Source organism: Colidextribacter sp. OB.20 (genome assembly GCF_009911595.1).
Lineage (GTDB): Bacteria > Bacillota > Clostridia > Oscillospirales > Oscillospiraceae > Lawsonibacter.
Map to the genome: position 1 here is coordinate 1 of NZ_QWKG01000169.1, position 635 is coordinate 635.

Genomic DNA, 635 nt, shown 5'->3' on the forward strand with positions numbered 1-635 from the left:
GGAACAACATGAATCAAAAAGTTTATGGGTATATCCGTGTATCGTCGAAAGACCAAAACGAGGATCGGCAACGGGTTGCCATGCGGGAATTTGGAGTCCAAGACCGATATGTCTTCATGGATAAGCAGTCCGGCAAGAATTTTGAGCGCCCAGGCTATCAAACCCTGATACGTAAAATAAAACCAGCCGACACCCTTGTTATCAAGAGCATCGACCGGTTAGGCCGCAATTATGAGGAGATTTTGGAGCAGTGGCGCATTCTTACCAAAGAAAAACAGGCGGCTATCGTTGTTTTGGATATGCCGTTGCTGGATACCCGTCAAGGAAAAGACTTGACCGGAATGCTGATTGCTGACATTGTCCTGCAACTGCTCTCCTACGTAGCTCAAACGGAACGGGAATTCATTCGTCAGCGGCAGGCCGAGGGAATTGCCGCAGCTAAGGCACGCGGGGTCAAATTCGGGCGCAAACCCACTGAGCGCCCAAAGGAGTTCGCAGATTTACGTTATGCCTGGGAAAATGGGCAAATTTCAGCACGTAACGCTGCAATACAGCTTGGAATTACACACCGAACCTTTCTCAAATGGGCAACAGAGGATACCCCTGTCTGATGAAAAAAGTACAGGTTGGTATCC

Annotated in this window: 1 protein-coding gene; it reads left to right on the top strand. The window is 48.8% G+C overall.

All coding sequences use genetic code 11. From position 1 onward, the window contains the following. Positions 1–8 precede the first annotated feature (8 nt). Positions 9–611, top strand: a complete 603-nt coding sequence (locus D1641_RS19030) for a recombinase family protein (protein WP_160668575.1) — start codon at positions 9–11, stop codon at positions 609–611. Positions 612–635: the final 24 nt, after the last annotated feature.

Bases quoted from the DNA above. Each gene is read 5' to 3' on its own strand.
- D1641_RS19030 (WP_160668575.1), top strand. From the start codon at position 9: ATGAATCAAAAAGTTTATGGGTATATCCGTGTATCGTCGAAAGACCAA.